This window comes from Endozoicomonas sp. ISHI1, assembly GCF_024606225.1.
Lineage (GTDB): Bacteria > Pseudomonadota > Gammaproteobacteria > Pseudomonadales > Endozoicomonadaceae > Endozoicomonas_A.
Genome location: NZ_JAGRPU010000001.1, coordinates 237,003 through 261,787, shown reverse-complemented (window position 1 = coordinate 261,787; position 24,785 = coordinate 237,003). Strand labels below are relative to the sequence as shown.

Below are 24,785 nucleotides of genomic sequence, written 5' to 3'. Positions count from 1 at the left end.
GATATAACATCAAGAGGCGATGTTACACCAATGATGCGGTGATCCACTGTTGCACAAAACAGGCAGCAGAATCTGTACGCAACAACAGGATAAGATTGCGGCTGAGTGCAATCTTATCCTTATTTGGCAGGTGCTGGAGTTAATTATATTGGGAGTGCTCTCAATCATCCAGAAACATAGATCTGGGAACATTAAATCTATCACTTAATTTATCTATGTGATGTAATTTAAGCGTTGCTTTTCCTGAAATTATTCTTGATACATAGGGTTGCTTACCAATTTCAGGTAAATCATATTGTGATAAATTGTTTACCTCCATCAAGTGTAATAGAAAATCTATTCCTCTGGCTTCAGGCAATGCTTCAAGATTTTCATCTTCCCACATTTTCATGAAGTGATAAATAAAATCAACTTCTTTATCAGTACCCTTTTTTGAGTCAAGTTCTTCTATTAAATCACAAGCTTTGTTGTAATATGCTTCTGATGATAGAGGCAAAGAAAATCCGAAGCTCATTTTAGCTTCATGAGATACTGACGCTACAAACTCTCTCATTTGTTCATATATAGTCATCATATTCTCGCTATTTTCAAGTGCTACTAAGTACTCAACCATACGAAATCATATTTTCTGACTCATTGTTCAGGCACTCTGACTGCGTTGCAACTCTGGTCACATAGCTTGCTATGTTCCCGTCGTTGCGCCTTGCAGAGCACCTGCCCAATAAGCCAGAAATATTCGATTCCGTATGGCTGAGTACTTAACATTGTCAATTCACTTTTTGCATGTTTTGGCGGGAACTCAAGGCTCCATATTAGCTATATCATCTATACTCGTTCGTAAATTTGTCATACTCTTTATGAGTCCCAAAAAACTTCACAAAAACTCTACCCGATCTGAAATTAATTCCGAGTACAGTTCGATATTTGTTTCCACCAATATCAATAACCCACCAATCTTCCATATACTTGAACCTATCAATCGGGCAGTAGACCACGAGAGCTACTGAACGACCATGATAATAGAGCCGCCGAGAGGGAAAACAACTGGAAGCGGTACAAGCTATTACAGCAGCCAAGATTTAAATGACTGATCCTGTCAAACTAGTCCAGATTTATTACCTTTAGTCTATAGTTATTCTGGCTCTATCCAGTATTTAATCTATACTTATCTCCATAAAATGAAATAAGTGTGGACTAAATGCCAAAGCTTTTTTTCTCAAATACGGCCAGTGAAGCCAAAAAATATGCACTGGCGGTGCAAAAGGGTGAACTAACCAGGATACGCCGGGGAATTTACACAGATGCAGATTATGAGGCTATCCCGCAACTTCTGGCAAACCGTTGGTATGAAGTGGTCTCTTATCTTTTCGGGAAGAATGTGCTGATCGCCTTTCGCACTGCATGTGAACTTAAGCCTGCCGATGGGTCTGTGTTTATCATTGCCAGGGTCAGTAAACGTCGACGGGTTATAGTGGGTGCCGGGATGGTGATTGAAGTGATGCCGGGGGAGCCTGCACTGGGTCGCGAACAGTTTCTGCCAGAATTATTCCGAAGTAATCTGGCCCGGCAGTGCCTGGAAAATCTTGCTCCCTCCCGTTCAACTGCCAACGTCGTAAAATCTTTGGGGGCTGAGTATGTTGAACAGCAACTATGCAAAGAACTGAGGCGAGGAGGTGAATTTCGGTTAAACCAGTTAAGAGATGAAGCCCGGGATCTGGCTACCGACCTTGCGCTGGAGCAGGAGTTTGAAAAGTTCAATAAAATGGTCAGTGCTCTTTTGGCAACTCATAATCCGGCGGAAGCATTGCAAACCCGACTGGCCATCGCGACTGCACAGAGAGAACCGTTTGATTCTGAACGAGTAGATTTGTTTGCCGGACTGGCAAACTATCTTAATCGCTGCGAACTTGACGAAATGCCTTATGACTACCAAGGACGCAGCTGGAAGAATCTGGCTTTTTTTGAAAGTTATTTTTCAAATTATATAGAAGGCACAGAGTTTGAAATTGATGAAGCAGAAACGATTGTGTTCTCCCGTGAATCCATCAATAACCGCCATGAAGATAGTCACGATATTATGGCTGTCTATGATCTTGTCAGTGATTATCAGGAGATGCTGGCAACACCGGATACGGTTGAGACGTTCATTCAGCTGCTAAAAACACGCCATGCGCTAATGATGGATCACCGTATGGAAAAGCGTCCGGGGGTGTTTAAAGAGAAACCAAATAAAGCGGGAGATACCCTGTTCGTCACGCCGGAAGAACTGCAGGGCACATTAGCCCAAGGGCTAGAGATAGGGCAGCGGCTATCGGCAGGTCTGAAAAAAGCAATTTTTATGCAGTTTCTGGTGAGTGAATGTCATCCATTTGATGATGGTAATGGCCGACTATCCCGTATAATGATGAATGCCGAGATGCACTCAGCGGGATTACACAAGCTGATTATGCCAACGGTTCACCGTGACAGTTATTTGAATGGATTTAGACAGGCCAGTCGACAGGGGAAGTTCCGGGCGCTCACCAAAGTCTTTCATCAAATGCATCTCTATACAGCGTCAATGATCAACTGGCAGGATTATGGTGAGGCCCGGCAAGACCTGGAAAGTCATGGTGCTGATAAAATTCCTGATGTCGGGATAGCGAAGTTTAACCAGGTGATCCGGCAATTAGGTGGTGAGTATCCACCTTGATGCTAGCAGCCTGTCGGACTTAAGCGTCCGTAGCGAGGATTGCAAGAAATTGAGGATAAAAATTTCTGCTTCTGAGGAGAATAGCGAGCTATTTGACGAAGAAGCAGGAATTTTTAGACCAATTTATTGCAACCGCAGTAGGACGGCCTTAAGTCCGACAGGCTGCTAGGTAAGGGCAAATGAAAAAACGCACTCGTCATTATGTCTTGCTCAGCTGTTCAAAATGACTTGCTCGATATCATATTTAGAAGGCGGATTTTGTATAACTGTCCTTCACCACCCTTACTTTGAAAAGCTTTATATAACGACATGGGTTTGCAGTTGTCCCTGTTCAATCATTAGCCTCAGTGCTTCATCAGCTGATCGTCCATCAGGAATAAGCAGTGTGTCCTCAAACACAATGAATTGTGTCCATTCGTCAGGGTTTTCAGTGGCTACTTTAAGCAAACTATTACTACTGTCTTGCTCCAGTTTCAGATAACGCTCCGGATTTTTGCTGGCTTCTCGGGGCAGAAGCTCGGCGATATCCACAACATCCTTATTGCCGTCCACAGATGCAAAGTTTTTCAAAATATCGGAAGCTGGATTAATGGTTGTGCCTTCATGCCCTTTCTTCCAGATAGATGTATCTGTACTGCTCCCCAGAATGTACTGATCATTACCGCTGTTTCCTATCAGGTTACTGCCTGATAAGTGGGCGTAAAGCACATCGTCATCCCCACCGGCGTCAAGAGTCAGGCCTCCGACATTATCGCGCAGTACATCAGAACCTTCATGGCCATATTGGTTAGATACCTTCAGGGTGCCGGACTCTACAAGGGCGCTGAGTCTCTGTGCTGGGGTCATGCTATCGCCACCGGGAATGAGGGTATTAAGAGCCAGGCTGTTGAGATAGATCAGCTGTTTGACGGAACCGGAAACCTGCACACTGTCGCCATTATTGATGTTAAAAGACGATGTCCCGCTAGTGCCATCGTCGGTCCAGTAAATCACTGCATTATAATTGGCGGATTCAGTGATCACCAACTGGCTGGATAGTTTCGATGTATCCCAGACAGACTGGATATTGAGCATGGCCGAGAGGTCAATTTTGTCCAGACCGGGCTCAAAATCCATGATATTGTCCCAGGCTCCGCCGACACCTTCATCACCCTTCTGCCAGACGAAGTGGTCGGTTTTTCCATCACCATTTTTGTTAATCTCACCCCCCCAAATCTGCCCGTTGCCTGACCCTTCAATGACAGTGTTCCCGGCCAAGCCTGCTCCAATAGTGTCATTTCCCCCCTGAGCGTTTATGGTTCGAGCTTTGTCACCACCCAATACAAAATCATCTTTATCGGACGTTTGAATATTGGCTGTTTCCGGAGTCACTGTGACTGAAATATTCTGGATTGTACTTTGCTGTGGTGCACCATCGGCAACATCAGAAACGGCTTTCAATTGCAGGTCATACTGACCTGTGGGCAGATTTATGATGGCAAGCTCACTGAGCTCGCTGGTTGTCAGTGCCCAGCCAGAAGGTGAGGTCGATGGTACTCCTGATGGCTGGCCCGTAACACTGTTGATCAGCGATGCAGCCGGTGGCAGGTTTTCCAGAAGCACGTACAATTCAGTTTTGACCAGGTTGTTGACCTGAAGAGCCGGGTTCACCACAGCCGCTTTGATACCAAGAGGTACCGGAACATTTTTTGATACAGTGATGTTGTCGTATTCTATCTGGCAGTCAGGCTTGTCTGATGCGGGTGTTATTATAACTTTGATCTGGAGGCTGACATCTGAACCCTCTCCGGGAACGAGACCGTCAGTGTTATCAACGGAGTGAGCCGTAATCTGAAGATCTGCTTTGCCATGTCCATCTCCGGGCTGATAGATCAAATGAGGCAAAGTAGTGGTGGTTGTTTCAAGTCTGGCTTCGATCTCTGTTCCTGATTGGATAAATAGAGCCTGAAGGCCATCAGGCGTTTTTATATAGGGCTTTTCAGCTTTGCTTTCCGTTGGGAAAATGGTCGGGTCACTGCTGCTGAGTATTTTGACCGATACAGCGATCACTTCAGGATGATCAGTGGGGTCTGAGGCAGTGTCTGTGATCCTGATATCCAATGGCAAGTTTATGGCAACATTTTCATGGCCGTTGCTCTCTGTCAGCTCTTTTAGAGTCAGGTCATCCCCTACCGGACGGACTTTCACCGGGAGCGGGCTCATATTGGTACAGAATGTGGTCAGAGACTGCTCATGACTGTAGGTGGTTAGTTGCAGGTTCAGCTCACCGCTGAAATCAAGGGGCGGCCTTAGATTTAATGGAGCAATTTGACCGGCGCTGTCGATCAGACTGGCAGGAATTTGCCAGCTGCCATTACCGTTAGCAGGCAAAAGGTTATTCGATTGATCTGACAGGGTTGCGCCGTTGGGCATGTTTTCGATGAGGGCTGACAGGGCCTCTGAGCCGTCATTGTCATTGAGAGTTGCCTGCAGACCAGAAAGCAGAATATCAGAGTCTTCATCACCTTCTGCTGCCGGAGAGGTCAGGGATGCACAGTTATTTGCAGGTATAATCTCCAGCTCAAGCTGTCGGCTGAAATCTTTTTCCCGGGACTCGCTAATATCGGGTGCATAGTCCTGAATCCTGAAATCAACAGTGACAGATACCTTCCCTGAAATACTCTTGGCAGGAATAAAATGAATACTTGCCAGTCTCTGGTTAAATGCATCGACAGACTCACCGGGCTCCCGGGTGAGTGTATATCGAGCGCCATCAAATGAAAGGCCGGTGCCTTGTAATTGAATGCCTGTTGGGGGAACCAGTTCAACACTTATAACTCTTTCAGATCCATCAATATCCGCCGGATTTATTTTCAGATTCATGGGCCAGGGTTGCTCTTTTCCGATCCATTCAGAGCCTTTGGCTTGCGGGTCTGTCCTGAGTTCCGGGTTGTCGTCAACTATTGGACTGACCTTGAAAAGCAGATCCTGTGAACTGATTTTTGTCTGATCACTGATATTGTTGCGCTGAAGAATTTGTAAAGGAATGACCTGCTGTCCGGAAAAGTCTCTGGCCGGTTTAACGACAATATTGGGAAGGCTGCCGGGAATAATCAGGTAACTGATTGTCTCGCCACTCTCACCCCATGACCTTGTGTAGTCACCGTTCAGGCTCCAGTTCGGAGGCAGATCGGAAGCATTGATCCGAAATGCTGTGGTCTCATGACTGAAAACAGCTTTTGCAGGATCAACGCAACCGATAAGAGGGAGTATGTTATCTTCATCTGTCTTGATGCCATCAGCGCAGGTAAAGACTTCGCCGGGATCATGGGGAGGGTTATCCACCGACGATTGGTTGTTGATCACATTAAAACGGGCCGAGCGAGCTTCAAGGTCGCCAATATCAGTGATGAGTGATTCCACCTTCATTTCATAATGACCCTTCATTGAGATATGAAGAGTCGTTCCTGTCAGGCTGTTTTTGCTTACCAACCATTCATTGCCATTATACGTCAAGATGTTGGGATTACTGTCGGACAGATGCCAGCCGCTACTCAGAGGCCGGCCCCCGGCGTCCAGCAAAGCAATCCTGAAAACAGGATTGTTTTGATTAACATGCTCGCTCTGATCCGTGTCGGTTGAATTAAACTGATAATCCGTCAGAGGTATATCCGGCCCTGTAAAGGAATTGCCGGTGGGATATTCTATGCGTGTATTCTCATCATTGTTGACCGGCGAAGAAGTAGGACCGTCGACTTCACCGGTCCAGCGAATGGTTGCCTTCATGGTGATTTCGCTGGTGGTCTCCAGATTGTTTTGCTGGTCACGAATCAACGGGTAGAAAGTGAAGTCTGTAGCGGTTTGACTGGCTGTCGGAAAGTCGGTGTCGATATTGCCTCCTGTTTCGGGAACAATGACCAGCGTTTTCTGGCGCAAAGCCTCGATTAATGAATCCCTGCCACCGAGCTGACTGGCCAGAGGTTGGTCTGGGTCCAGACGGGAATAGTTAGCAATGCTTTTCTGGTAAAGCAGGAATCCGGCAGGCAGTTGAACTCTGTTGATATCCCGGGCGCTTTCACTGCCATCAGTATCTTTCAGTTTGATGTTTTCCAATGTTAAGGCAGCACCGCCTGAGAACCCCTTATGGTCAGGCAGCAGATCCACTTCCCGACCACTGTAAGACACGGGTTCGCCAATAGTATCGACAATTGGGAGGAACTTTGCGGTCAACTCAATGGGAAACACGGAATGGGCACCGTCTCTTTCGATGATCAGGGTTTTCAGGGTCAGCCGCTGTTCACCGGCGTAATCCAGAGGAGGGATGATGCTGTATTTTCCGGTTTTCAGATCATTCTGACTGACCTGATAGACAGGCTTGTTAGAGGAAATACCTGCAATAGGAGGCTGTTGATCCAGAGAGTCCCTGATCATAAACCGATTGGAAAGAAGAGCGGTATCCAGAAGGACATTCAGGGATTCCGACCCATCGATATCAGAAGACCTGATATCGAACTGTATAGGCAATGCATGATCCTCCTGACCCGTGCCTGTCAGTGAAAATCCATTTTGGGGGTCTGATATCCAGACAGCGTTGCCTGTGACCGAGGGAGCATCGGGAACCCCTTTTATGTTGAGCACAAGATACCTATCTACAGAAACGGCTTTTTCAGCAGAGGGGACAACCCCCTGCTGAGAGTCTTCTTTACTGACCGCATTGATTTTCAAACGAAGGTCAGCAAAGTTTGCAGAACTGCGATCCTTTGCGGGTTGATAAGCAAGATCGGACAAGTGATCGTAAGCGATTTCGGCGCTGCCATCCGGCAGCATTATGGCATTCGGGTTTTTGCCAGTGGTTAGAGGATCACAGCTTCCATCTGTTTGTTCGAGGCAAAAGCTCCCGGGATCTTCTCCCGGGTTCACCATGGGTTTAATGTGAATAAACAGTTGCTCTGAACCATCCATATCCGAAAGCTTTGCATGGAGATAATTGGCCACCAGAGTCTTGCCATCTTCCAGAGTTGAAACTCTGGCTGAAGTGCCCCCCGCCATTGCCGGAGAAACGGAAAGTGATGGTTGATCGGCTACGGGTTGTACATCCACAGTCAGAGTATGTTCAACCTCAGCTGTCTGGACCGAGAAGGGAGGAGCCTCAGTGACCTTGGCTTTGAGCGGTATTAACAGTTTCCCACTCCAGTCAGAGTCCGGAACCACTTCTATTTGCTTAATCTCTGATGTCGTTAAGATGTGTCCAGCCAGGAGGGTTGTGCTGTTTAGTTTCAGAGTGGAGTGTTCTGGTATGCCCAGTATTTCGTATGAAAGGGTTTCGGACCCGTCAGTATCCTGCAACCGGGCGCCAGCACCCGTTAACGTCAGAGGATGATCTTCTTCTGTCGTAAAATAGTCGATGTCCTTACCTTTGTTCCACAATGGCTTGTCTGCAACCCCGCTGATGTTGATTTTCAGCAGACTGCTGATGCTCTGATCGGGTCCGGGATTTTTGCTGATATCAGCTTTTAGTCTCAATCGGATTTTATTTTGGGCGAAGCTGTAATCAGAGCCATTCGCGGGTGGCAGATAACCCAGTTCAACTGAGGTAAAGAAACGATAACAGTCCTCCCGGGAAGGCGCTAAGGCTTCAGAAGGTATAGTAATCTTTCCGTCACTTGTCGGGAGCGGATGGCCCTTGTAAGTCAATTGACCCTTTTGCAGTGAACGCTCAACAACCCATAATTGGCTGATTGTTTCGCCACGGTCTGTATCACCCAGCAATATTTCAAAATTCACAGGCACCGGGGAAACCTGGTCTTCAATGCCTGATGCATTCTGTATTCTTCGAAAGCGCGCATCAAGGTCTCTGATTGTGATCGAGGCTTCCGAAGCGGAAGTGTCCTGATCGCCATCCATAATCGTGTACTGGAAGGTTTCCGTTCTGTCTCTGCCGCCGCTATGATCAATGCATGTTCGTGTATTCAGAGACCATTGGCTGTCAGAGAAAACGGTCAGATTGCCCAGGGGGGTGTCCACTGCTATTGATGAACCAGCAGGAATCTGATGATCATAAGGTGGATAATGCAGCCCTGTTACTCTTGCATTGTCTGCATCGGCGTTCAGTTGATCATTGGTCATCAGTCCACGATTCTTATCCAGAGGGACGGTTTGACCTTCACGAGCCAGAGGGTTGCCATTGTTGAAATGGTCTGGTGAAGCAGAAGGGGTGGTATCTTTAATATCAATATGGATGATTTTGTATTCTTTACTCTCGTCACCATCAGAGTCATGCAGCCAGACCTTTATAAAGACTGTCCTGGTTTCCGCAAACTCTGGAAATAAAGCTGTTGGCAAGTGGTCAATATTGTCGAGCTGTCTGACTTCCAGTGTTGCCTGATTGCCGGGTAGTGCTTTGCCTTTCAGGGTAAACACAAGCTGATTGTCTGAACGATAAACATTAATAGAACCGTCAGGGGCTTTTTCTATTTTATTCAGTAGATGCCCATCAGAGCTGAACCCCTCAAGTCTGCTTTGCAGATCGCTGAGCTCAATATCGGGGATGACCCGGTCAGAACCGGGGGCAAAATCAAGCGTTGCTTCAAGGGTGTTTACCTGACCTCGGTTAATGTCCACTGCAGGATCGGGTGACCGGGGATCCCCGGGCACCGGTAAAGTACCATCAGTCAGAGTCAGGATGATCTGATCCTGAACCCCGGAACCGTCAGTATCTATCGCAGTCACGGTCGTTGGCAGTTTTAAATTATCTTTTTGTCCCTTGTCATCTTGATGATCAAGGAAGGTGAACCATTCAATCTTCAGATGAACAGTGGCAAAAGTATTAGCAAGGATAGGGCTGCCCGAACTGGGGCAGTCCTGACAGGTAAGGGTGAAAACCTTCTGGTCCGGAGCTCCATTTTTATATGCCCAGGCTTGAATCGATTGGTCGGCTTCTGTCTTATAGTGAATAGGTAATCCATCATGCAGGAGGGGATGGCCTGAGTCATCAATGGCCCGGTTCTGGCTATCAGTAGCAGGTGTCAGGAAATGAACCTGTTCTATGTTATCAGTGCCAGCGTGTACAATGGCTGATGACATATCGGTTGTCGGCGAAGGTGCATCCAGCAGGGGCTCAATCAATGTTAATTCAGGTGTAATCACCAGAATATCGAGACCACTGATGTTGTCTCTGATATCTGCAGCCAGAGTAAACTTTGTGATGTCACCATCGGAGTCCGAGATTTCTGCCGCAATCTCCAGGGGCCATTGGCCTTGATCCTGATCCATTGGACTGTCCATTTGAACGGACCACCGGACCTTTGATGGTGCATTTGGCGCCGGAGCACCCTCGAGTTTAATGGTTAGCACCTGAATAACAGGGTTTTCGTTGATGACCAACCTGAGAGACTGGTCATTATCCCGAATCAGAGTCAGTGGCTGGTCATTGCTGAAAAGACCCGACAGGCCCGGTTGATTGTTTGCAAATCGCAGGCTGGAAGGTGCTATCGGGTCAGACCCCGGTTCCAGAGTCACGGACTCAGAATCTTTGACAGGAATGTTTTTCTCGTCGATGCCTATCTTGGTGATATTCGTTACTTTCGGCATTATTCCATCCTTGATTTTGATCTCCAAAAGCCCTGTTTTCTTTGTGAGTGAGCCATCAAAGTCGGAAAAGGTCATGGGTAACTTCAGATCAATGTCAGTCCCATCAACACTGACAAGCTCATTGATTTGTCCAGTGCCCTGGTGATCCAGCGGTCTGAACAGCTGCACTTCATGAGTGACGGGTGTATCCTTGCTGTAAGAAGCCATCGAAAGGTGAGTGAAAATAGACAGGACTGTTATTCCAGCACCCGTTTTGCCTTGCAGAGACTGTTTTTCCTGGGTAAAGGACAAAGGTTCGCCCAGCGATGTCAGTTTGTTATTCAGGTCGCCAAACTGACCAGCAAAGCGGACACTGTTTGGATCAGCCGGGTCTGAACCTCCGGATAAAAGACTGTGCAGTGAGCCATGGACGGGATAGGATCTCTGCCCGCTAACTTCCCCCTCAGTCATTCTTATTTTTCCCAGGTTTTGGCCTTCCGGTGGCGTTCCGTCAACAATAGAGATATAGACACTGGCATGATCCTTGTGGCCCTCAACATCCTGCAAGGTGTAAGAGAAAATTTGTTGGACCGAATCAGGATTATTTTTCAGGGAGTCGCTGGCATCGAAACGGTAACTGCCGTCTTTATTGACCATCAGCAATCCATACTTTGTGGTAAGCGGTGTTCCGGGTGGGAAAGTGAAGATTTTTTCGGGGTCGTTCCCTGGGGTGTTGTCGCGGGAGCCAAGATTGACAGCAATGACGGTTGTCGTGTCCATACAGGTTTCATCATTGTCCACCAGGTCACCAGTGACGGTCTCTCCCTCAGTAACATCCTCATAGTCATCAACGGCGGTTGCAGTGCCATCAATCATGTTCAGATCGACAGTTGCACGAACGGTGTCGTCATCATGATCAATAGCCTTTAACGAAACAGGCATAATGACAGGTTCAGTACCGCTTACCTGAAAAGCGTTTTCCTGCAGAACGTGAATTTCAGACTTCAGATTTCCGGTGCCGGGATCTGGAAAAAATTTCTCCAGAGTGATCAGCAGAACGGTTTTACCTTCGTCGGTTTTGAGCTCAAGGCGGTGGTTGTCAGCGTCCTGATTCAGACCTGACAGGTCTATCGGGTGACCATTACTCTGAGGGCTTCTGCTGGTTAAAGCCGTCCTGAACAACTCAAGGGTTTTATACGGATCGAATTGCAGAGATTGATCGACTGGCAGACTGTCTGAGCCTTTAATGACAGTGATTCTGCCCTTGTCAGGTTGAGACAGGGGCTTGCACTCCTGATTGACATCCAGAGTCATTAATTCACCGGAGACGTTTGAAGGACTCCCGGTTGAGGGGGGAATCGGAGCACTGGTTGGATCAAAGTGAGGCAGTGTCCCATCTTCGACGGTAAAAGTAATTTGTGCGCTGGACTGATCACTATCCGAATCGGTCAGTGTGTAGGTCAACGTCTCTGATAGAATATTTTCTGGTGGATGAATCAGGTTTGGCAGAGCCTGATATTGCCAGGTGCCGTCAGGTTTTACTGACAGGCTTCCAAGCTTTCCGGGGAAGACCTGAAAGTCGCTACTGGAAGTCAGCTCAGTGCCATTGATGGCGGTGATCTTACCCAGGTCTGCTCCTGCCTGTTCAAGTGTGAATAGAGTCCCTTCCTGACTGCTGGAAATATCCTCGCCTTCGATAAGCCTGAAGCTGTGGTCCACAGCCTTGGGTTGATCATTGCTGATGTCCAGAAAAAACCATCCCTGAATCTTGTCGTTGTCCATATCAGCGGCCTCAACCGCCAGCTGTATTGGCCATGACCCCCGATTCTGATCCATTGGCTGGTGCAATTTAGCCGTCCACTGAAGCATTGACTTGTCTTGTTCTGAAGGCAGGTTATCCAGCGTCAGGCTCAGAACCTGCTTGTTAGTGTATGAATCTTTGAGTTGAATGGCTCTATTGGTGGTCCCGGTTTCGAAGAGCAAAGAATGTCCCAGGGAGCTAAGATTGAGCAAGCCAGGCTGATTTGACGAAAACTTCCAGCTGGACGTGTCAATTTTGTCGGAGCCCGGGGTCATCAGCAGCTTTGCAGTTCCTTGTATCATAGCTTGGCTGATCAGGGCGGATTCATCCAGAGTAGCCATTTCCTGGTCTGAAAACTGTAAGTCTGCGCCATCCTGAATAGTGAGAGAAAGACTTCCGTGGTTTACTAATGGACTGCCGTCAATATCAGCAGCATTGACCGTTAAAGACATATCTAATGCGTTGTTTTTCGGGTGCTCCAGAGGCTGATAGAGTGTTGCCTTGTAGCTGAATTCGAGATCCTTTCCAGTTTGGGTTTCCGGGATCAGCTCGACGTCCAGTACTTTTGTACTTGCCGCCAGACCCGTGAGAGTCTTTCCAGAAACCGTGAAGATAACCGGAACATGACCAGAGAAGTATTTCCCCGATAAATCTTTGGCATTGCTGTCACTGAATACCAGGCTTGAAGAAGCTATGGGGTCTGAACCGTCTCCAGAGATGATGACCTTGTTACTGTTAGTGACAACGGGATAAAGGGGAGGGTTTTGTAGCCCGGCTTCTTTGAAAGTGAGACTGGATGAAAATCCGCCGGCAGGAGGGGCGCCATCCGTTACATCAATAGTGCAAGTGGCTGCGGTTTTATGGCCATCAATAGCAATAAGGGTGTATTTGAACGGAAGTTGCTGAGGTTGTGACTGATTCAGCGAATCCCTGCTGCTGAAACTCCAGAACCCGTCCTTTTCAACACGAAGCTCACCCTTAAGTGTTTGAATCGTTTTTTCCGGAAGGAAGTGGCTGTCCGTTCCTGAAGGAAGAAAACGGCCGTTAATAAAGAGTTCTGATACCTGAGCAACGTGCGAGCAGAGCGTGTCGTTTGAAATAACATTGCCACTGAGCTTCTGACTTTCAATAACGGACCCTGTGTCGTCCCGGGCTTCGAGTCTGCCATCTTTCATGGTGATATAAGCGATACCTTCTGCCATATCATCCTTGATCTCAAGGGCATGGGTGATGACCGGGAGAATCAGATCGGATGTGTCCTTTGCATCCGTTACTGAAAGATTGAGATTCTGTAGAACCGAGATACGGGCGCTGACATCCCCCTTGCTGTTCGTTGTCACCGAATCCAGCCAGAATTGTACGACTGTTTTTCCATCGACTGTTTTCAGCTTAAGATTACGTTCTTGACGGTCAGGATAAAGACTGCTGAGATCGAGAGCTATGCCACTGCTGGTAACCGTTCTGCCTGACAGGACTTGTTTGAATTGAGAGAGTGTCGCATCTGCATCAAAAGTCAGGCTGTTCTCGGCAATAGTGTCTGAACCTTTGAAATAGGTGACTATCCCACTGTCAGCAGCGGGTGGTGACTGGCATTCCTGGTCAGCTATGAAAAAAATATCGGCAGTAGAAATGGCAGTGCCGTCCAGAACATCGAAAGTAATACTGGCCGATGAATCATCCCCATCGTAATCGGTCACGGTAAACTCAAACGTTTCACTCAGGGATTTGCCCCCTGGGTGCAACTGACCTGGCGTAGCCTTGTAAAACCAGCGACCGTCCGCCCGGAAAAAGAAGTTTCCGTATTGTCCTGTCAGCTTATTCCAGCCAGCCCTGTTTCCAGAGGCTTCAGCAGGGTAGTCTTCTATGGCCTTCTGGTTGACAGCGGTCAATCTTGCATCATCATTCCCGGCATCATTTTTAGTGAATAATTTGCCTCTCTGGTGCCAGCTGGCTAAGGAGCCTTCTATCAAATCCACCGCCGCGTGGACTTTTGCGACAGGCACATCGTCGGTCACTTCAATTTCTTGACCGGCCAGAGAGCGGTGTTGAGTAATGAGATCACTTTTCAGATAAGGAAGGGTAAAACGGATACTGTTCTGCCCCTGACCGTCAGGATGCTTTAGTGGTGCATCAAGGGTAAATTCAGCCAGACCGGAGCCGCGCGCAGGCATCTGGAAGTGAATGGCTATCTTTTCCTTGCCGTTAACGGAGTATATTCCATTAAGAACACGTGAATTGTCTGATATTTGCCAACGCAGAGGGTAAGCCTGTCCATTATCGATCACTTCAAGATTCTTTGGAGCGTACTTCTGCAGTGATGGCAGGTCAAAAGTAAGATCCGTCTTTTCATTGGTAATGGGAGGGTTTTGTTGTTTGACATTAATGACCGTATGCTCATCAGTGGTCATTCGAATTGGGTTACCAATAGGAGGGAGGTAATCTGTCGCAATGTTGCCAGCCTGGTCACTGATGTATGCAGTGGGACTGATACCAATAAGGTTCTGAGAGACGGGAATCGGGGTCTGCCAGCTTGTGCCGCCATTGGGAATCAACCTGGCATAGGGGAACACAACAGGGTTAGTGTCTCTCAGTTCAATTTCCCTGCTTTTTTCGACTCCGTCTATGCGACCACTGAGCATTGTGGGTAGCGTCTGACCGATACTGTCAACGTCGTTGATTCGGGTCCATGCAAAGGTATCCAGAATAAATGAATGGCTGTCACTGGCTCTATTCCCAAAAAGATCGGAAGCTGAAGCATCGATCAGGACAGAGCCATCAACAAGACCAGCACTGTTGCCTCCCATTTCATTAAAGACGCATTGCCAGTGACCACCGGAAACAGTACTTGAGGCTTGCAGGCTTTTACCGTTTTGATCCGTCAGGATGATCAGAACACTCTGGCCGTCTTCAATATCCGTGACGGTACCGGTGATGAGCAGGTGCCCTGACTCCTTAAGATTGACGACATTATCGACTGTGATCGGTACAGCAATTTTCAGAAGAGCATTGGTGTCGTTTACTTGTGCCCGATCATTGCTGAACTGGCCAGAGCGCAGCCGTTCAGACTCTGCACCTTGAGATCTTGACCCTGTTTGAAAGCCCGCTGCTGGTACAATCCGGACCAGACTCAAGGGTAAGACAAAAGGCGCGGTAACACTTTGGCCATGCCCGGATGTGGTGGAAAGCTCTTGTCTGAGAGTATCAGAAGGTTCGCTTGTCTTTGCAAAAGGCTCATCCAAGGCCAGGGGTTCTGGAATCAGTTCAAGATCGGAGTCATCTTCTACTTCAACAGTAATGCTGGAGGACAGCCTGGTGCCGGTGTCTTCAGGAAAAATTCTCTGACGGGAACCATCCGGTGATAGCTTCCAGACAACGCCTGAAACTTTCCCGATTCTGGCGCCTTCAGATGGAACGACCAGCTTTCTCATGACGTTACTTCCGGGGTGGTACCCAGTCTGCGGGCAGAGTGAATTTCAGTGAGTCGAGCAGTCTTCCGGTGATATGCAGTAGTCGGTACTTGGCTTCCAGCTCATGGGTTAAAGCCCGGTTCCAGGCCATGTTGGCTTCCAGCTTTTCGTTTTCAGCGTTCAGGACATCCACTAAGGTCCGCTCTCCCAGAATAAACTGTCTGCGATAGGCTTTGACGGTCATATTGATGGCCTCAAAGTGCTCTTCCAATTTGGGAAGCTGTCTTTTGAGTTGCTGGCGAGCTTCCCAGGAAAGCCTGACTTCTTCCTCAACCTGAAGCCTTGCCTGTGAGTAAATGTCCCCAGCCTCCTCTCGCCGGGTCAGGGCTGCCTTCATCTGACCGGTATCTCTGCCACCACTGAACAGGTTGTATCGGGCGTGAAGCATAATGGCGTAATCATCGTCTCTGCCCTTGATCCCGTTAAGGTTGTAATTCCAGGAACGAGCCGCTTCGATAGACAACTCGGGATAAAAGCGTCCTTTGCTGGCCTCGTACTCATGATCGGCAGCCTTTTGGTCAAGTGTGGCTGACTGCAGGAGTGGATAGTCCCTTGTAGCCAATCTCAAAGTGTCGTCCAGTGTTTCTGGAATCAGGCTGATATCGGGATCTGGTGCGATCAAATTATCTGGTTGAATACCCACCAGTTTCAGAAACTGTATCCGGGCGTCGTTCAGGTTATTCTGTGCAGCAATGACATTGGAATGCGCTACTGCAAGACGCCCTCTGATCTGGCTCAAATCGGCTACGCTCTGAACGCCATGCTCCGAGCGTTTAAAGATCGAGTAATAGATCTCTTCATGGGCATCCAGATTCTGATGAGCCATTTTCAGGGCTTTTTGCTGCATGAGGATCGTCAGAAAAGAGCGGGTCACATCAAGAGCCATTTCGGAGGCGATACTCAGGAGGCGGTATTGCTCTGAGTGAGTGGCTGCCTTCGTTCTGCGGTCATTGTTCAGGGTTGAGAAACCTTCGAAAATCATCTGGCGCAGTACAACACTGGCTTCCCGTCGTCTGAGGTATTCGTCAGTGGATGGTCCGCCGCTGCGGGTTGCCGGGCTGTCAGTGCGCTCATGACCGACACCGGCATGAAGATCCAGAGTGGGGAAATAGCTTGATTTTGCAACGGTTTCATCGTGTTTGCGTTCCTGAACCTTATGAAAAGCCTGTAGCATTTTCGGGTTAGTGATGAGGGCCACACTGACCACTTCTTCAAGGTTCTGCCCGTGGGTCTGGTGGCTGAGAGTGAGAAACACGACAAGAGCCAGACCCACTGACGGCTGTCGTCGTTGAAATGGCAGTTTCATGTGAGCTAATTCAGTAAAGAATGGTGGCGAAAAAATCAGATGGAGCTAGCAGCCTGTCGGACTTAAGGCTGTCCTACTGCGGTTGCAATAAATTGGTCTAAGAATTCCTGCTCCCTCGTCAAATAGCTCGCTATTCTCCTCGGAATCAGAAAATTTTATCCTCAATTTCTTGCAATCCTCGCTACGGACGCTTAAGTCCGACAGGCTGCTAGAACTACTTAAGGGTAGGTGATTTTCCTCCGCTCTGCTTTTTCTTAAATGCTTCATGAATGGTGGGGCCTTTCGATGGATTATGGCGGTCCTGATATTCATGCTCTACTCTAACTTAGCGTTCCACTGTCGTTGAGAACATGACTAAGGCGAGCGAAATGAGCCGGGATCCCATACTGAATTGCCTGGTCTGGCTGGCAAACTATTATGAACGGTCGGTCTCTCCTGAAGTTGTTTTATCGGGTCTTCCTCTTGAAGATGGATTTATTCCTGAGCATCTGCTTAAAAGAGCGGCTGAAAATGCAGGGCTACTGACGTATGAAAAAACACTAAACCTTTCCGAAGCGGGTCTGCCAAAGGGCAGCCTTCCTTGCCTGGCGTGGTGGCAGGATTTGCCGATCATTATTCTTGCTGTTGAGGATGGCCAGATCAGGCTGCTGAATCCTTCGGAGCCATCAAAACCTTACTATTTTTTAGTTGAAGAGTTTCAGAAAAGCACCCGTGATGTTCTTATTTTGTTTAGTCCTGCCAGTATCAGAGACGATCGGGAACCGGACCTGGAACCCGCTTTGCATGAGCACTGGCTCTGGGGGGCTCTCCTGGCTGGAAGGGCCATCTATCGGGAGATATTGCTGGTTTCACTGCTGGTTAATCTCTTTGCGCTGTCCGTTCCCCTGTTTGTTCGTCTGGTCTATGACCGGGTTATCCCGGGTATGGCCATGGGAACACTCAATGCTCTGACATTAGGAATATTGTTGGTCATTGTCTTTGAGTTTTCTTGCAGATACCTGAGAAACCGGTTTATTGATCTGGCTGCCAAAAAGTCTGACCTGCTCACAGCCAGCCGGATTTATGCCAAGGTTATGGCTATGCAGTTATCAGCCAAACCTGCTTCCACAGGAGCGTTCGCCCGACAGCTTCAGGACTTTGACGCCATCAGGGAATTTCTTACGTCCACCTGCCTTATCGCTGTGGTGGATATTCCTTTTGTTTTGGTTTTTCTTCTGGTGATTGGTCTTCTTGCCGGCGGACTGGTCTGGATACACATTGTTGCCATTGCGTTGATGGTTCTGGTGAGTTTGGTGATACAACCCGCATTGCGCCGCACTATAGAAGAGAGTGAGCGCTTGTCAGCAAGAAAGCAAGGAGATCTGGTTGAAAGCCTGACCGGTATGGAAACTCTGAGGCTGGCGGGCGCACAGTGGCGTTTCCAAAAACGTTGGGAGCAGGCTGTAGGTCAAATGGCCACCTGGGGGTTAAAGACTCGGACGATCACCGGAACAGTAACGGTGGTTGCACTTTGTGCACAGCAGCTGACGACAGTGGCCGTTATCTATTACGGGGTGAATGCCATTGGCATTGGCGTGATCAATCTGGGGGCGCTCATAGCGGTTATGATGTTAACCGGCAGAGCTATGGCTCCTTTCATGCAACTGGCTCTATTGGCAACCCGCTACCATCAGGCAAAGACTGCCTACAGGGTCACCGGGCAATTAATGGCTCAACCGGATGAACAACAGACCGGCCATCATTTTCGCAATCTGGGTCGGCTCGAAGGCAGGATTGGCTTTGAGCAGGTGTCCTTCAAATATCCGGGAGCTGCAGTGCCTGCGCTGGTGGACTTGACTCTGAAAATTCCACCAGGTGAAAAAGTAGCTATTGTGGGACGGTCTGGTTCCGGCAAGTCAACGCTGGCCAGAACTCTGGCTGCGCTCTATACGCCCGAACAGGGACGAATCACCTTAGATGATATTGATATCAATGATATTCATCCTCGCCACTTGAGGAAGAAAGTTGGTTTTCTGGCCCAGGAGCCCTGGCTTTTCCATGGCACGATAAAAGACAACATTATTCTGGGTCATAACGACGTTGAAGAAGCAGCTCTATTATTTGCAGCACAGGCATCTGGAGTCGGTGCCTTTACAGGGATGTCACTGGCTGGATTGGAATACCATGTTGGAGAGGGTGGACAGAGGCTCTCTGGTGGTCAGCGTAAAGCTGTCGCATTGGCCAGAGTTCTTTTGAATAAGCCCGATGTGCTGGTGCTGGACGAGCCCACTGCTCATATGGATAGCCTGCTGGAGGACCAGATACGTCAGACTCTTGCTGATCTTCCAGCCACCACTACATTGATATTGATGACGCATAGAAGCAGTCTTTTGGATGTGGTCAGTAGAGTTATTCTGCTAGATGGAGGGCGGTTGGTTTCAGATAAGGCCAGAGAAGACATCAGGGCTGAGCCGTCATGAAGGAAGAAAGTCGCTGGCAGAGATGGTTGCTAGAAACAGCCGGAAGCCGTGATCAGGCAAGACTGCTTGATCTTTCTGTTTACAGCCGATGGTTTGTCTGGATGCTTCTGGCTTTTCTCGTTGTGCTGATTCTCTGGTCATGCTGGGCGGAACTTGACGAGGTTGTCACCGGTTATGGTCGGGTAGTACCTGACAGCCGGGTGCAGCTGGTACAGAGTCTGGACGGAGGCATATTGAAGTGGGTAGGGGTCAGGGAGGGGGATCATGTCAACAGGGGCGATACACTGGTGCAGGTAGATGAAACCCGTTACCGGTCCAGCCTGATGGTGAATGAAACCGAACTGGAAGACACAGCATGGGAAGTTCTGAGACTTGAAGTGGAATTGAATTCACTCCACGAGAAGGAAGGTCAATGGCAGATTACTCGATCCGAATTACCGGATAAATCCGATGCAGAACCTGTTGACTTGATGAGACTTGAACAGCAGAACGCCATTCTTGATAAGAGATTAGAGTCGTTTATAAGTCAGCTCGATATATTGTCTATCCAGGAAAGTCAGAAGAGTCAGGAGCTGAAAGAGCATCGACAGAAAATAAAAACCCTGAGCCGTAGTGACAGCCTTATCGAAGAAGAACTGAAGCTGAAAGAGCCTCTCGCTCGCGAGGGACTGGTCACTCAGGTTGATATTCTGGGGCTGCAGCGTCGAGCCAATGAATTGAAAGGTGAGCTGGAGAGTGCAAAATTGATGGAGCCCAGACTGGCATCCGCTTTGAGTGAAGCTCGCAGTCGCTACAGAAGCACAGCTGTGCGCTACCGGGCAGATGTCCAAAAGGAACTGCAGTCGGCTCGCGAGCGTTTGGGAAGATTGACTGAAGGGCAGGTGGGGCTCAAGGACAAAGTCCACAGAACATCGCTTTCAGCCCCAGTCAGTGGGCTGATAAAAGTGGTTCATGTGAATACGCCGGGCAGTGTTATTCAACCCGGTGCCACGTTGATTGAAATTGTTCCTGAAGGGGACAGTCTGGTGGTTGAAGCTCAGGTGAAACCATCCGATATTGCTTTTCTGAGATCAGGTCAGAATGCCCAGGTGAAACTGACGGCTTATGAAAATGCTTCCTACGGAAGTCTTAAGGGAACATTGGAATCGATCAGTGCGGACACACTGGAAGATGATCGGGGGCAGCCTTATTACCGGATCAGGGTAAAGTTACCCACCACTGAAGATCAGTGGCCTGTTCTGCCAGGTATGACAGCCGTAGTCGATGTGCTTACCGGGAGGAGAACCGTCATGAATTATGTGATGGCACCAGTTCTGAAAGCCATACAATGAAACGAAACTGAATCAGGTGGTTGGGTACGTTTTGAGCTTTCTTTCCAGCTAATCGAAGTGCCGATAAGCCACAGGCGACCAAACCAAACAGGGGGAGACTTATGATATTTTCACCCATTTGCAACCTTTCTATTAAAGCCCTGCCAGAACCCAACAGCGAGATGGGCATTTTTTACGAGTCTGTGTATTACTGACAGGGGTGGTGAAAGGTGGATGATAATGTTGATAATGAGAAAAAATGATTTGCCCGCCCAGGTCTATTAACCCCTTCACTCTGTGACATAAGACAGAATTTTGCTACGCAACCAGCAGTTGGTTTTGCTATTGCGCACCCGGCTATGGGCTAGCAATTTGTAGTTAATGGGCAAAGAGCGAAACGGTATTTTCATGACCTGTAAACCAAATTGTTGAGAAAATATCTTCGCCAGACTGCTGCTCATAGTGCCAATACTTTCACTACTGGCTACCAGAGCCATTAACGCAAGCAGGGAGTCGCATTCAGCCATAACCTTTCTTGGTTGCAGGGGCTCTTCCGTAAAAGAGTCTGCGACAAATTTATTTTCACGCCTCAGTTTCAAAGTTATATGTTTTTCCTGATAAAACTGCTCAGCCGTAATGCTTCCCTGGATTCTGGGATGGGATCGGCTGGCAATCAGGCAGATCTGGTCAGTAAACAAAGGCTGGGTAAAATAAGATAAGGTAGAGACATGAGCAAAATCTATTGCTAAATCCGCTTGCCGCAGATTGAGCTTATCAAGTAACTCTTCCTCATTGGTCGGTGTTGGGTAAAGCACTATTTCCCGGTTTTCCAATGTTAAGTCTGCTTCAATCCTGGGGAGCATTACCAGCATCACGGGCTCAGGGGTATACACGACGAACCGGCGCTTTCCGTGATGGCTGAGTCCCTGCATATCACTGAGAGTATTGTTTATAGTTTCCAGGGCGGGCTCAATCTGGCGGGCTATTTCGTGGGCAAAATCCGTTGGCGCAATGCCTCGGCCATCACGGACAAACAGAGTATCTCCCAATTGGTTTTGCATTCTCTTTATTGCGCCACTCACGCCGGGTTGGGTTAACTCCATAACCTCAGCCGCCACTGTGATTGATTGATAGCGATAGACCGCCAGAAAAACTCGCAGGAGATTAAGATCGAACTTTGATGCTTTCATCAACATATAACCAGTAGTGATGATTAAACTAAAAAATACTAAATATATCATTATGAATTAAGCCATTAAAGTGATCGGGTCTTCAGTTCAACCGTGAATAAGGACCACTATGAAACCGACACAGACTCTCTCAGCCATTACCCTTGCTATTCTTGCTTCGTTTAATGCAAGTGCTGAATATACCAGCCTCGAGGACTATCAGGGCAAACCTGCCACTGCCCATACTCAACGAGCAAACCAGAACCTGGCAAAAAACCTGCCATGGAAAGATGTCTCCGCTTTTGATCGTACCCGCAAAGGGCTGATCGCAGAATTTGGCAATCATGCTGCGGGAGAGCTGAAAAATCGTTTTCAGTACATGACGGATATGTCGATTGACGAAATACCTGCCACGGTCAATCCGTCTATATGGCGTCAGGGTATGCTGAATTATACGGCGGGTGGCTTGTATCAGGTGACGGATGGTATCTATCAGATTCGTGGGGCTGATCTATCCAATATGACCATTTATCGTTCTGAAAACGGCTATGTCATTCATGATCCGCTGTTGTCCCGGGAGACAGCCGCAGCTGCCTGGGATTTTGCCAAAAAACACCTGCCTGAAATCAATGGAGAGCATAAAATTACCGGGATGATCTACTCCCATATGCATGCTGATCACTTTGGTGGTTCCAGGGGGGTTTATGAGTCCGGCAACTTCGACGAAGCTGCGCAAATCTACGCGCCAAAAGATTTCATCAAAGAGCTGGCTGACGAAAACGTCATCGCTGGCACTGCTATGGGCCGCCGGGCAAACTATCAGTACGGAACAACGTTAACCAATAGTACCAAAGGCATCGTTGACAATGCTCTGGGGTTGGGTACGTCAAGGGGCGAGGTCACTCTTGTGGCGCCTACGACAGAAATTACGTCACGTGAAAAAGTGATCAATATTGATGGCCTGGAGTTTCACGCCATAAATATGCCGGGCGCTGAAGCACCTGCGGAAATGGTGCTCTATGTTCCGCAATACCGCTCACTCAATACCGCTGAGCTTACTTATGACGGTATGCATAACATCTACACCTTCCGGGGAGCAAAAGTTCGTGATGCACTGGTCTGGACCAAGTATCTGACTGAACTGAAAATGCGTTTTGTGGATTCCGGAATGGTTGACAGTATTCACGCTGCACACTCAGCACCGGTCTGGAATGATCCGGCCACTGAAAATAACGAAATTGCCGAGTATATGACTCTGCAACGGGATAACTATGGCTTTATTCACAATCAGGCCATGCGTCTGGCTAACCATGGCACCACTATTAACGACGTAGGTCGTGAAATTGAGAAGCTGGTGCCAGAGGATCAAAAACAGACCTGGCACACCAATGGCTACCACGGTTCGTACAGTCATAACGCCCGTGCGGTAGTCAATTTATATCTTGGTTATCACGATATGAACCCGGTAAACACCAACCCGCTGGAAACCAGAGACAAGTCATGTGTTTATGTCAAGGCTGCGGGTTCAGAGACACTCTATGGTGCGGGAGTTTCACACTTCAATAACGGGCAATATCAAGCAGCATCCCAGCTGTTCAATGATCTGGTGCAGTGTCACCCTGATAACCTGGATTATCGCTATGCACTGGCTGACAGCTTTGAGCAACAGGGTTATCAGTCAGAAACCATGGCGTGGCGCAATTCCTACTTGCAAGGTGCAGTGGAGTTAAGAACCGGAGAGATCAAACCATCCATTAAGCTAGCCTCTGCAGACGTTATTGCTAATACGCCAACAGGCATGTTTCTCGACTTTCTGGCGGTTCGTCTGAATGCCGAAAAAGCGGAGCAGGCGGGTTTAGACTTTAGTTTTGGCCTTTATCACCCAGACTTGGAGCAGCGTTTCTTTGGTGAGGTTTCAAACGCCAATATGAGTAATATAGAAGTTGAAACACTGCCGGAAACGGATGTTGAACTGGTCATTCAAAAAACTGACCTGACAAAAATGGCGCTGGGTCAAACTTCCCTGAAAGCTCTACTGAAGTCCGGTGATGCTGAGATCAAAGGCAACGTGGAGCTAATAGAAAAGCTGTCAGCAACTCTGGATGACTTTGACGGAATGTTTGAGATCATTCCAATGCCTGCCAGCTAATTACTTTTTTGAATGATTTTTTGGTTGAGATGAACAACAGGAGTCATCTCAACCTTGTCAGGTTCCGATATTTATACCAACAAAGGGTTTGCGGACGAGAGCAGTAAAAAGTGTTCAAGAGTTAACAGAATGAGTGTTCAAGCGCTGTCAGAATATGCATGAGCCGATTATAAATTTAATTGGCTCAAAGAACAGGATTAAGCGGTATCAGGTATTGAGTCATCAATGTATGCTTCCCGAATATGTGGGAAAATCAATCATCAACTCAGAAGACAGACCGGAAATCACTTGAATGCCAACATCACAGTCACATCCTTTACTCATTGATACCGTCTCTATTCCCGGAGGGGGAATTCTGGGCATGACCGCTGCACCCGGTATAAAGAGGCAGTCAGTGTTTGGAGAGGACCAGAGCCGGGATCTGGCCACAGACATTGCAGCTATAAAAAAATGGGGTGCAGTGCTGGTGATTTCTCTGATTGAAGAACATGAATTTCAAATCCTGGGTATCAATGAGCTTGAAAATGAAGTCAACAATGCAGGGATAAAGTGGCTGCATTTGCCGATAAAAGATTTCTCCATTCCCGATGTCCGGTTTGAAGAGCATTGGAAACAGTCAGTTAACACGATCTATCGTTACCTGGATCAGGGCGAGAAAGTATTAGTTCATTGTCGTGGAGGGTTGGGACGAACGGGACTGCTGGTTGCCAGACTGCTAATGGCCTATGGTGCCTCATCTGATGAGGCTATTTCAAAAGTGCGAGAAGCCCGAACCGGAGCCATAGAGACCAAAGAACAGGAAGATTACTTGCGATCCATGCCCTCAGCTAATCACCTCATCAGCACTCAAGAAGGTAAGTTTGAATGATGCCTCCGGCGCAGCA

The 24,785-nt window shown here is 48.1% G+C and carries 10 protein-coding genes; 5 read left to right on the top strand and 5 right to left on the bottom strand.

Annotation, left to right across the window (positions count from 1 at the left end):
* Positions 1 to 160: 160 nt before the first annotated feature.
* Both KBW69_RS00895 and KBW69_RS23570 read right to left on the bottom strand, forming a co-directional pair.
* A complete protein-coding gene (locus KBW69_RS00895) occupies positions 161 to 613 on the bottom strand; it encodes a type II toxin-antitoxin system HigA family antitoxin (protein WP_257274390.1) in 453 nt (150 codons plus the stop codon).
* A 208-nt stretch (positions 614 to 821) separates the two neighbouring features.
* Positions 822 to 995, bottom strand: a complete 174-nt coding sequence (locus KBW69_RS23570) for a type II toxin-antitoxin system HigB family toxin (protein ID WP_373690655.1) — start codon at positions 993 to 995, stop codon at positions 822 to 824.
* A gap of 203 nt (positions 996 to 1,198) precedes the next feature.
* On the opposite strand from KBW69_RS23570, the gene KBW69_RS00890 reads away from it, so the two are divergent.
* Complete coding sequence (locus tag KBW69_RS00890; protein WP_257279569.1) at positions 1,199 to 2,692, top strand: Fic family protein; 1,494 nt, start codon at positions 1,199 to 1,201, stop codon at positions 2,690 to 2,692.
* 297 nt (positions 2,693 to 2,989) lie between these two features.
* On the opposite strand, the gene KBW69_RS00885 is transcribed toward KBW69_RS00890, so the two are convergent.
* Together KBW69_RS00885 and KBW69_RS00880 are read right to left on the bottom strand one after the other, a co-directional pair.
* On the bottom strand, positions 2,990 to 15,469 hold the full coding sequence (locus KBW69_RS00885) for a VCBS domain-containing protein (protein ID WP_257279568.1): 12,480 nt from the start codon (positions 15,467 to 15,469) through the stop codon (positions 2,990 to 2,992).
* 4 nt (positions 15,470 to 15,473) lie between these two features.
* Complete coding sequence (locus KBW69_RS00880; RefSeq protein ID WP_257274387.1) at positions 15,474 to 16,814, bottom strand: TolC family outer membrane protein; 1,341 nt, start codon at positions 16,812 to 16,814, stop codon at positions 15,474 to 15,476.
* A 368-nt stretch (positions 16,815 to 17,182) separates the two neighbouring features.
* On the opposite strand from KBW69_RS00880, the gene KBW69_RS00875 reads away from it, so the two are divergent.
* Entirely contained in the window at positions 17,183 to 19,273 is a 2,091-nt protein-coding gene (locus KBW69_RS00875; protein ID WP_257279567.1) for a type I secretion system permease/ATPase, read from the top strand.
* The gene (locus tag KBW69_RS00870) at positions 19,270 to 20,604 is read left to right on the top strand and encodes an HlyD family type I secretion periplasmic adaptor subunit (protein WP_257279566.1); all 1,335 of its coding nucleotides are present in this window, start codon (positions 19,270 to 19,272) and stop codon (positions 20,602 to 20,604) included. The genes KBW69_RS00875 and KBW69_RS00870 overlap by 4 nt, the downstream gene beginning before the upstream one ends.
* A 269-nt stretch (positions 20,605 to 20,873) precedes the next feature.
* Here KBW69_RS00870 and KBW69_RS00865 read toward each other — a convergent pair whose 3' ends face one another.
* Positions 20,874 to 21,773 carry a LysR family transcriptional regulator gene (locus tag KBW69_RS00865; protein ID WP_257279565.1) on the bottom strand — a complete coding sequence of 300 codons (900 nt, stop codon included), beginning with the start codon at positions 21,771 to 21,773 and terminating at the stop codon, positions 20,874 to 20,876.
* Positions 21,774 to 21,882: 109 nt separating this feature from the next.
* Between KBW69_RS00865 and KBW69_RS00860 the strand changes: the two genes are divergently transcribed.
* On the top strand, positions 21,883 to 23,901 hold the full coding sequence (locus KBW69_RS00860; protein WP_257279564.1) for an alkyl/aryl-sulfatase: 2,019 nt from the start codon (positions 21,883 to 21,885) through the stop codon (positions 23,899 to 23,901).
* 292 nt (positions 23,902 to 24,193) lie between these two features.
* On the top strand, positions 24,194 to 24,769 hold the full coding sequence (locus KBW69_RS00855) for a cyclin-dependent kinase inhibitor 3 family protein (RefSeq protein ID WP_257274176.1): 576 nt from the start codon (positions 24,194 to 24,196) through the stop codon (positions 24,767 to 24,769).
* The last annotated feature ends 16 nt before the right edge of the window (positions 24,770 to 24,785 follow it).

What these genes read in the sequence shown, in the direction of transcription:
- KBW69_RS00860 (WP_257279564.1), top strand. Translation starts at nt 21,883, where the DNA reads ATGAAACCGACACAGACTCTCTCAGCCATTACCCTTGCTATTCTTGCT.
- KBW69_RS00880 (WP_257274387.1), bottom strand. Translation starts at nt 16,814, where the DNA reads ATGAAACTGCCATTTCAACGACGACAGCCGTCAGTGGGTCTGGCTCTT.
- KBW69_RS00895 (WP_257274390.1), bottom strand. Translation starts at nt 613, where the DNA reads ATGGTTGAGTACTTAGTAGCACTTGAAAATAGCGAGAATATGATGACT.
- KBW69_RS00855 (WP_257274176.1), top strand. Translation starts at nt 24,194, where the DNA reads ATGCCAACATCACAGTCACATCCTTTACTCATTGATACCGTCTCTATT.
- KBW69_RS00890 (WP_257279569.1), top strand. Translation starts at nt 1,199, where the DNA reads ATGCCAAAGCTTTTTTTCTCAAATACGGCCAGTGAAGCCAAAAAATAT.
- KBW69_RS00870 (WP_257279566.1), top strand. Translation starts at nt 19,270, where the DNA reads ATGAAGGAAGAAAGTCGCTGGCAGAGATGGTTGCTAGAAACAGCCGGA.
- KBW69_RS00865 (WP_257279565.1), bottom strand. Translation starts at nt 21,773, where the DNA reads ATGAAAGCATCAAAGTTCGATCTTAATCTCCTGCGAGTTTTTCTGGCG.
- KBW69_RS00875 (WP_257279567.1), top strand. Translation starts at nt 17,183, where the DNA reads ATGAGCCGGGATCCCATACTGAATTGCCTGGTCTGGCTGGCAAACTAT.
- KBW69_RS00885 (WP_257279568.1), bottom strand. Translation starts at nt 15,469, where the DNA reads ATGAGAAAGCTGGTCGTTCCATCTGAAGGCGCCAGAATCGGGAAAGTT.